Annotated in this window: 10 protein-coding genes, 3 tRNA genes and 2 rRNA genes; 2 read left to right on the top strand and 13 right to left on the bottom strand. The window is 27.6% G+C overall.

Features of this window, described 5'->3' with window-relative positions; translation table 11 throughout:
- The first annotated feature begins 506 nt into the window (after nt 1-506).
- Complete coding sequence (locus H8S10_RS17200) at nt 507-1,184, top strand: uracil-DNA glycosylase (RefSeq protein ID WP_186839683.1); 678 nt, start codon at nt 507-509, stop codon at nt 1,182-1,184.
- A 112-nt stretch (nt 1,185-1,296) separates the two neighbouring features.
- Here H8S10_RS17200 and H8S10_RS17195 read toward each other — a convergent pair whose 3' ends face one another.
- On the bottom strand, nt 1,297-1,500 hold the full coding sequence (locus H8S10_RS17195; RefSeq protein ID WP_055268454.1) for a hypothetical protein: 204 nt from the start codon (nt 1,498-1,500) through the stop codon (nt 1,297-1,299).
- A 289-nt stretch (nt 1,501-1,789) separates the two neighbouring features.
- Nucleotides 1,790-1,865, bottom strand: a tRNA-Phe gene (locus H8S10_RS17190).
- Nucleotides 1,866-1,992: 127 nt separating this feature from the next.
- On the opposite strand from H8S10_RS17190, the gene H8S10_RS17185 reads away from it, so the two are divergent.
- Nucleotides 1,993-2,421: a hypothetical protein gene (locus H8S10_RS17185; protein WP_070205711.1), complete on the top strand. Its 429-nt coding sequence runs from the start codon at nt 1,993-1,995 to the stop codon at nt 2,419-2,421.
- Between the two features lie 70 nt (nt 2,422-2,491).
- Here the strand turns inward: H8S10_RS17185 and H8S10_RS17180 are convergent, their stop codons facing one another.
- From H8S10_RS17180 to H8S10_RS17130, 11 genes are all read right to left on the bottom strand, one after another.
- A complete protein-coding gene (locus H8S10_RS17180; RefSeq protein WP_186839682.1) occupies nt 2,492-3,412 on the bottom strand; it encodes a type II CAAX endopeptidase family protein in 921 nt (306 codons plus the stop codon).
- Nucleotides 3,413-3,600: 188 nt separating this feature from the next.
- On the bottom strand, nt 3,601-4,104 hold the full coding sequence (locus H8S10_RS17175) for a nicotinamide-nucleotide amidohydrolase family protein (protein WP_055268450.1): 504 nt from the start codon (nt 4,102-4,104) through the stop codon (nt 3,601-3,603).
- Nucleotides 4,105-4,225: 121 nt separating this feature from the next.
- Nucleotides 4,226-4,462, bottom strand: a complete 237-nt coding sequence (locus H8S10_RS17170; RefSeq protein WP_055268448.1) for a hypothetical protein — start codon at nt 4,460-4,462, stop codon at nt 4,226-4,228.
- 120 nt (nt 4,463-4,582) lie between these two features.
- A complete protein-coding gene (gene fusA, locus H8S10_RS17165) occupies nt 4,583-6,670 on the bottom strand; it encodes an elongation factor G (RefSeq protein WP_186839681.1) in 2,088 nt (695 codons plus the stop codon).
- Between the two features lie 428 nt (nt 6,671-7,098).
- Nucleotides 7,099-7,563: a VanZ family protein gene (locus tag H8S10_RS17160; protein ID WP_186839680.1), complete on the bottom strand. Its 465-nt coding sequence runs from the start codon at nt 7,561-7,563 to the stop codon at nt 7,099-7,101.
- Between the two features lie 19 nt (nt 7,564-7,582).
- Entirely contained in the window at nt 7,583-8,026 is a 444-nt protein-coding gene (locus H8S10_RS17155) for a hypothetical protein (protein WP_186839679.1), read from the bottom strand.
- Nucleotides 8,027-8,162: 136 nt separating this feature from the next.
- Nucleotides 8,163-8,321, bottom strand: coding sequence for a hypothetical protein (locus tag H8S10_RS17150; protein WP_172675783.1), 159 nt, complete (start codon nt 8,319-8,321; stop codon nt 8,163-8,165).
- 180 nt (nt 8,322-8,501) lie between these two features.
- A tRNA-Ala gene (locus H8S10_RS17145) sits at nt 8,502-8,577 on the bottom strand.
- Nucleotides 8,578-8,582: 5 nt separating this feature from the next.
- Nucleotides 8,583-8,659, bottom strand: a tRNA-Ile gene (locus H8S10_RS17140).
- A 5-nt stretch (nt 8,660-8,664) separates the two neighbouring features.
- Nucleotides 8,665-8,781 (bottom strand): 5S ribosomal RNA (gene rrf, locus H8S10_RS17135).
- An 81-nt stretch (nt 8,782-8,862) separates the two neighbouring features.
- Nucleotides 8,863-8,975: ribosomal RNA gene (locus H8S10_RS17130) — 23S ribosomal RNA — on the bottom strand; the annotation flags it as partial.

The following is an 8,975-nucleotide window of genomic DNA, read 5'->3' as shown; positions in this document are numbered from 1 at the left end:
TTTTCTAAATTAAAATTTAGAATCTCACTTAAAAACTCTCAAAAGAATTGCTGGATTTATTTTAACTATATTCTGTTCAATTTTCAAAGACCATATTTTGTTATCGCTTCAAGCGACTTCCTTATCTTATCACTCACTCAACTTTATGTCAACAACTTTTTTTCAAAGTTTTTTTGACTTAGTTTCGTTAGCAACGAGACTTATCTTATCACTTATCAAAACAACTGTCAAACACTTTTTTATCTTGTGCTTTTTTGTTGTTTCGCATCAGCGACGAGATTTATCTTAACATTATTCTTACATTATTATTCACAATTTTAATTTAATTATTCTACATTATCCATATTTTTTTCTTTTTATCTCTATAATTCTTATTTTTTCTATTATTGATATACTAGGTAGCGTTTCTGCCAATAAACATTATTTTTGTTTATTGTTTTATTAATTTCGTAAGTTTATAATACTTGTATGCTATATAGGTAAAATTATTTATTGAGGTGATATTAATGAAAAAAATACTTAATAATGACTGGCAAGACTTATTAGAAGAAGAATTTAATAAAGATTATTATTTATCTTTAAGGAGTTTTTTGGCTAAAGAATATAAAGAGAATACTATTTATCCTGATAAATATGATATTTTTAATGCATTGCATTTTACTCCATACAAAGATGTTAAAGTAGTAATATTGGGTCAAGACCCTTATCATGGCCCTAATCAAGCACATGGATTAAGTTTTTCAGTAAATCCTAATGTACCTATCCCCCCTTCTCTATTAAATATATACAAAGAGCTAAAATCAGATTTAGGATGCTACATACCAAACAATGGCTACTTAAAAAAATGGGCCGATCAAGGTGTTCTACTCCTTAATACCTCATTGACTGTTAGGGCTAGTCAAGCTAACTCTCATAAAAATATCGGTTGGGAGACCTTTACTAATAAAATAATTTCCTTAGTAAACGAAAAAGAAGATCCTGTAGTTTTTATACTTTGGGGAAACAATGCAATTAAAAAGAAATCCCTTATAACAAATAAAAGACATCTAATACTTACGTCTGTACATCCTAGTCCATTATCTGCATCTAGAGGCTTCTTTGGAACTAAGCCATTTTCTAAAACAAATAGTTTTTTAGAATCAGTAAATAAAACTCCTATAGATTGGCAAATAGAAAATATATAAAAAAATGGTCGCTTAAATAAACTGATTACTTGATTAATCTTTTTCAAAATTAAGTTACAGTATATTTAAACGACCTCTTCTTATCGTAAAATTTATGTATATATTTTAATATTCAATCACTAATTCTATTTCTTTTATAAATAGAATATATAAATGCTGATAAAATTCCAATTACTCCACCAGCAGCAAAAGTTAAAGTTATGTTTCCTATAATAGCTCCAACTAAAACTCCAGTGCCTACCCCTATAGCTATTCCTTTAGTTAAATATTCATAATCTTTATCTGAAAGTATCATTTTTTCTAAAAACTTAACCATAATTACCTCCTTAGAATTCTATACTTAAATTATATAGTATAATTATTAATAATTTCTTACTTAAAAGTTAACTTTACCTAAATAATATTTATCAATTGCTTATACATATTAGACGCATTAGACATCCAATTAGTTCCTTATATTTATAATTTTTATTTATTTCATATCATTAGGATAATTATAAAATACTAGTTAAGTTACTCTTGATATTAAAATGAAAATACTCTAATAAATTTGAGTATTAATTAGAAAAAATAAAAAAAGCAACTTACGAATGTAAGTTGCTTCCTGGTGGCTCGACCAGGAATCGAACCAGGGACACGAGGATTTTCAGTCCTCTGCTCTACCGACTGAGCTATCGAGCCTTAACACAGACAATTATACCAAATAACTTATATTATGTCAAATAAATTTATTTAATTTTATAATATGTATTTTTTGTAATTATAAAAATATACTTGTAATATATAACACTTTATATCGGAGGTTAATTTGCAATTCGTAATTTTTATAATTCTTATATCTGCTATAGCAGGAGTATATTTATATTATGATCAACAGCTTGCTAAAGTAAAAAAGCAATTAATGATTACTTCTAATCAACTTAGGAAATGTAAAACTCAACATAGATCATTAGCAACCATTGATAAACCTCTAAATATTAAATTTATTAATCCTTCTTCTCAAATTGGGATAACTAATACAAGTGCTAAGTTATATCTAGCTCCGACACTAGATTCACCTAAGTTAAATACCTTATCAATAAAAATGGAAGTTAAAATTCTTGATAGTGCATTAGTAGATAATCTACTTTGGTTTTATGTTAATCTTCCAATTGATAGCGACATTAATTGTAGAGGATGGATATCTAAAAATGATTTCTCAACAATTTTTCCAAACTCTAATTCAATGGTTAAATAATTAAAAAATCTAAAAGTACAAAATGCTTAAAAGCATAAGTACCTTTAGATTTTTTAAGCTTGTATATTTTTTAAATATTTCCTGACGTAACTTGTCTTACCATAACTAATAAATATATAACTATTATAAAAATAAAATATATATTAAATACATTTTCTTCATTGTTTTTTCTATAGAAAATTTCTTTACTTATTGTTCCTCGTTTTATATTATCCTTCTTAAGCTTCTTTATTAAAAGATATGCTATATAAGCGAATAATATTGCCATACATCCATATTGAAACGTTAATATTAATTTTTCTCCTAATGAAATTGCTTTTAAACTAATTTCAGAGTCTACATTAGATGGCAAAAATGATACTATCTTTTGTATAGTTATTGATGTTCCATTAATAATAAAATGCATTATTGCCGAAGCAAAAATACTATTGGTTATCCTTACTACTAATGCTAAAATAAATCCTAATGCTGTAGCATAAAGAAACTGTTGTGGATCTAAATGCATTATTCCAAATAAAAGTCCTGTTGCAATACAAACTACATATATGTTCTTATTATCATATCCTGATAACACTATACCTCTTATTGTTATTTCTTCTGTTATTGCCGGAAGTACTGCTATCAATAATAATAATATCCAATAAGGAGTATTTACAATTTCTCCAACAAAATTTCCTATCTCATTTTCAAAAAAGAACTGTGATATTAAAGAAAAGAAAGTCATTATAGGCTGACATACAAAAGCTAAACATATAACAATAAAAATATCCTTTATATGCAGTTTATTTAATCTTAATACCTTTTTGGGTGATTGCTTAGTAATTAATAAGTATATTAATGCTGGTACTATAAAAATTATTATGTGATTTATTGTTAACATCCATCTTATATCATTTATATTTAAAGCTCTAAAAAGTATATATACTGGTAAAAATAGTTGTAATAACATAATTATTAAAAAATAAATATTAGCCTCTTTTATTTTCTTCATAAATTCCCTCCCCAACATAGATAATATAGTAATAATTTGATTTAAGATTGTATAATACTCATCTTATTTGTTAATAATATTTAATGAAGTAAATTATACTTCATAATTAATCGCCTCTCCCCCATTTTATTTATATACAAAAATAATCCCTTTAATAACATTTAAATTTAGAGGGATTATTTTTTATTTTATAAATATCCTCTTTTAGTTAATAAATCTATAAGCATCTTTAACGCAGAAATTGTAGTTTCTTTTCTAATTTCATTTCTTTCTCCAGTAAAATTAAATTTTTTCACTACTGTTTCTCCATTTAAATATATTCCTATATATACTAATCCTACAGGTTTTTCAATTGACCCGCCTCCTGGCCCAGCTAAACCTGTAGTTGAAATTGCTACTTTTGATCCACTTACCTTTGCAATTCCATTAACCATTTCTCTTGCTGTTTCTTCACTTACAGCGCCATATTGTAATAATGTCTCTTCTCTTACGCCTAGTCTACTTATCTTTGCTTCATTTGAATATGTTACAGATCCCTCTAAATAAGCAGCTGATATTCCTGGGTATGATATTAATTTAGCTGCAACCATACCACCCGTACATGATTCTGCTGTGGAAATCGTTAAGTGATTTTTTATCAAAATTTCACCAATAATATATTCCAGATCTTTATTGATATCTATATTTTTCATATTATAACTTCCTCACATATCTAAATATTCTTAATTTAAATTATATACTCTTTACAAATAAAGGTATATAATAATTAACAATAAAAATCTCTAAAGCATTGTTGTGCTTTAGAGTTATGTACTATCTATATTTATTAGCTGTTATATAATAATCTCCACCACTACTTATTCCTTGCTCTAAAATATTAAAATCATTTTCTTTTAACATTGAGGTAATTATGCTTATATGCTGTTTATTCTTCGTATCTAATGTTATAGTAAAGTTATCATTCTTATCAACTATTCCCATATAATCATGAATATCACTATATTCTCCAAGTCCTAATGCTCCTCTTATATCCATCTTATAATCAGACATATCTTACCTCCATTTCTTGCAGCTTATTTTTACAAACTCTTTACATATAATTATTTTATGTAAGAATTATTTATTTATTCATAAAATAATAAAAAAGCTACCATATAGGTAGCTTTTTTATTAAGCTTCTTCCTTTAATCTCTTAGCTTCATCTAGTATTTTAGAAACTTCTGTTGAAGGAACTTCTTCATATCTAGCAAACTTACTTACATAGCTTCCTCTTGCTTGGGTCATTGACCTTAAATCTGTAGAATAATTAAACATTTCAGCCATAGGGACTTCAGCAATAACTTTTTGAAGTTTTCCTTCTTGCTCCATACCTATAACTCTTCCTCTCTTCTTATTTATATCTCCCATTACATCTCCCATATATTCGTCTGGTATTAAAATTTCCACACTCATAATAGGTTCTAATAATACAGGTTTAGCTTCTTCTAATCCTTTTTTGTAAGCTATTGAAGCTGCTATTTTAAATGCCATTTCAGATGAATCTACAGGATGATAAGATCCATCATATAAAGTTGCTTTTAAGCCTATAACAGGATATCCTGCTAAAACTCCATTTGATAAACAATCTCTTAATCCCTTTTCAACTGCTGGAATAAAGTTTCTTGGTACAGCTCCTCCAACTACTTTATCAACAAATTCTAAATCAAGTTCTCCATCATTTCTTGGTTCAAATATAATTTTAACATCTCCATATTGTCCATGCCCACCTGATTGTTTTTTATGTTTTCCTTGGACATCTGCTCTACCTTTAATAGTTTCTCTATAAGGTACCTTAGGTTGTTGTAGCGTAACATCAGCTCCAAATTTATTTTTTAATCTACTAGCTATAACTTCTAAATGAGTTTCTCCTAATCCCCAAACTACAGTCTCTGCATTTTCTGTATCTCTTTCAACCTTAAATACAGGATCTTCTTCTGATAATTTAGACAGTGCTAAAGATATCTTCTCTTCATCACCTTTAGCCTTAGGTAAAATAGACATTGGCATTACTGCTGTTGGAAAATTAATCTTGTCATACATTATATTGAAATCTTGACTACATAAAGTATCTCCAGTACCTGTATATTGAAGTTTAGCAACTGCTCCAATATCTCCAGCAATTATTTCTTGTACTGGAACTTGATTTTTTCCCCTCATAAAGAATAAATGATTTAATTTTTCTGTTTTTTCCTTATTAGAATTTAAAACGTTAACATCGCCATCTATCTTTCCTGTTATTACTTTAAATAAAGATATTTTGCCAACAAATGGATCAGTTATAGTTTTAAATACCATCGCAGAAAATGGCTTATTATCTCCTATTTTTATGAAAACCTCTTCACCATTACTTAAATTTTTTGCTTTTTGTGATAATGAATATTCCGGTGATGGAAAACAATTTACTATATTATCTATAAATGATTTTATTCCTACTAACTTAGTAGCACTTCCACATAACACTGGTGCTATATCTCCTTGAGCACAACCTTTTACTAATCCTAAGTAAAGATCCTCATCACTTAATTCACCATCGTTTAAATATTTATCTAAAAGTTCCTCATCAGTTTCAGCTATAGATTCCATTAACATTTGTTTACATTCATCAACTTTATCAACTAAATCTTCTGGAATATCTATATTTTCACACTTTAAAGTCTTCTTATCAACTTTTATAGCAGTTTTTGAAATTATATCTACAATTCCATCAAAATCATTTTCTCTTCCTATTGGATATTGAATAGGAACAACACTCATACCAAACTTTTCTTTTAATTCATCTAAGGTTTTATCAAAGTGAGAATTTTCCCTATCTAACTTGTTTATAAAAAATGCTCTTGGTAATTTTATTTTATTGCAGTAATCCCATGCTTTTTCAGTTCCTACTTGAACTCCTGATACACCACATACAACAATTGTTGCAATGTCCACAGCTCTCATTCCTTGAACCATTTCACCCTGAAAATCAAAATATCCAGGCATATCAACTAAATTTATCTTAGTATCACCATTTTCAAGATAAGCTATAGATGTTGATAATGATATTCCTCTTCTCTTTTCTTCTTGATCATAATCCATTACCGTAGTTCCATCTTCAATCTTACCTAATCTGTCAGTGGTATTAGCATAATATAATAGTGCTTCTGCTAAAGATGTCTTCCCTGTAGCTCCGTGTCCTATTAAACCTACATTTCTTAGATTTTTAATGCTATAGTCTTTCATAATACATCGATAATACTTATAGTAGTATTATCTTTCACCCACCTTTCTTATATGAATTTGTTTGGATTGCTTTCATCTAAATTACTAAATATTATTGATTATATAGTTAATTTTTATGAAATTATATTCTAAAATAGTACTTATACATAATTGCCTATTCATGATTAATTTTCCTAATTATTATAAAATTATTCCCAATTTATATAAGAGTAATCATTTGAATATTACCCTATGTAAGTAATTTATATATTAAGTGGTTCATATTATTACTAACTTTCATTTAAATATTTATAAAAAAACAAGACTTACACACAATAATTAATCTTATGTACAAGCCTTGCTCTAATTCATTTTTACTTAACTTCAAATTTATTACTAATATAATTCTATTAATAGACTTTTATATTTAATTATAATTAGTATACTAATTAATAACTTGCGTTAAGTTTATTCTCTTTTTTCTTATTTATCTTAATCTTTATACTTACAATAATCATAGCTAATAAAGCTCCAGCTGAATCAATTAAAACATCTCTAAATGCCATCGCCCTTCCTGGAATAAAATATTGGTGTATTTCATCCGTACAAGCATAAAAAAATGAAAATATAAAAGAATAAAAAATAGTATTTTTTATATTTAAATAACATTTCATAACATTAATACTTAAGAAATACAATATAAAATATTCTGTGAAATGAGCTGTTTTTCTTACTATAAATGTTGCAAGCTCACTTAATTCATTATTTAAATCTATTCCTATAAACTGAAATAATTTCAATACCAATCCACTTTGTTTACTAGATACATCCCCTGGTTGATTTGACATATAAAATATCAACCCCATCCAGAATAATAACGCAATCCATCGTATTATTAATCTTCTGTTTCTCATTTTATTCTCCTAATTATTTTTACACTTTATCTATTAAATATTTATTTACATATGCTAAAGATTCTTCAATAGTACTTTGTCCTCTTTCTAAATCTTGAATTCTCATTTCTAAATTACAAACCCTTTGTTCTATTAAATACATAACCTCTTTTATATCACTTAAAAGTTTAATTTCATAAGAAACTTGTACTCCATCTGAATCTATATATACCTTTTCTGGTGTAGAGCCACACTCAGCACATTTAACATAGACTCCTTCTTTATCTAAATCTCTAAATACTTTAAATGTATCATTATTACATTTGGAACAATTCGATAACATTGTAAAATCATAATAGCTAATATCAATTTCATATTGACTTCCGCAGTTCTTACAAGTTAATTTAAGATTATTATTATCAGTCTCTATAAAAAATGTATTCCCGCTACAACCTTCTTTTTCGCATACCACAGTTCTTATCATAAAGATTGCCTCCTCATTTATTTATGGTAATATTATTACCTAAGAAATTAATATGCTAAAATTTATACATATATGATAATAATTTAATTTATATACTTATATAACAATACTATTCTATTTTTTATGCTCCATTTTATTATTTAGATTCTTTATTTTCTAGTAATAACTCTATCTCTATTTCTATGTTTTTAATGTCTTTATCTATCTTGTCCGTATTTTTATTAGCTAACACTAATTCCCGCTTTTTTAATTTTAATTCTTTAAGTCTCAATTCTAGTTCTTCCCTATTATTCATCCTGACTCAACTCCCCATATTAAATATTATTTCTAAATAATATTTTATTACCTCTCTATAACATTAATTATATCTCATTTTTATTATATTCCCATAAATAAAATGCACAAATTTTAGATATATTACGACATTTTATTAAATTTTTACAAAATAAAAAAGCTACGAAATACTTCGTAGCTTTGGTGGAGGTAAAGGGAGTCGAACCCTTGACCCCTTGCGTGCAAGGCAAGTGCTCTCCCAACTGAGCTATACCCCCAAAAATGGTGGACCTTCAGGGACTCGAACCCCGGACCTACCGGTTATGAGCCGGTTGCTCTAACCAACTGAGCTAAAGATCCTCAGCACCTGGCAACGTCCTACTCTCCCACACAGTCTCCCGTGCAGTACCATTGGCGCTGTAGAGCTTAACTTTCCTGTTCGGAATGGGAAGGAGTGTTTCCTCTACGCCGTCATCACCAGATATAAGTAATAGTCCAATTATTTTTGGTTATTTACTTTTCAGAGTGTTCTCTGAAAATTGCACATGAATTTTATATTTTTATTGGTCAAGCCCTCGACCTATTAGTATCAGTCAGCTAAATACGTTACCGCACTTACACCTCTGACCTATCAACCTTGTGTTCTTCAAGGGATCTTACTAGCTTATGCTATGGG

Origin of the sequence: Clostridium sp. NSJ-49, assembly GCF_014287725.1 — a bacterium.
GTDB classification, from domain to species: Bacteria; Bacillota; Clostridia; order Clostridiales; family Clostridiaceae; genus Clostridium; species Clostridium disporicum_B.
This window is presented reverse-complemented; position numbering and strand designations above follow the sequence as displayed.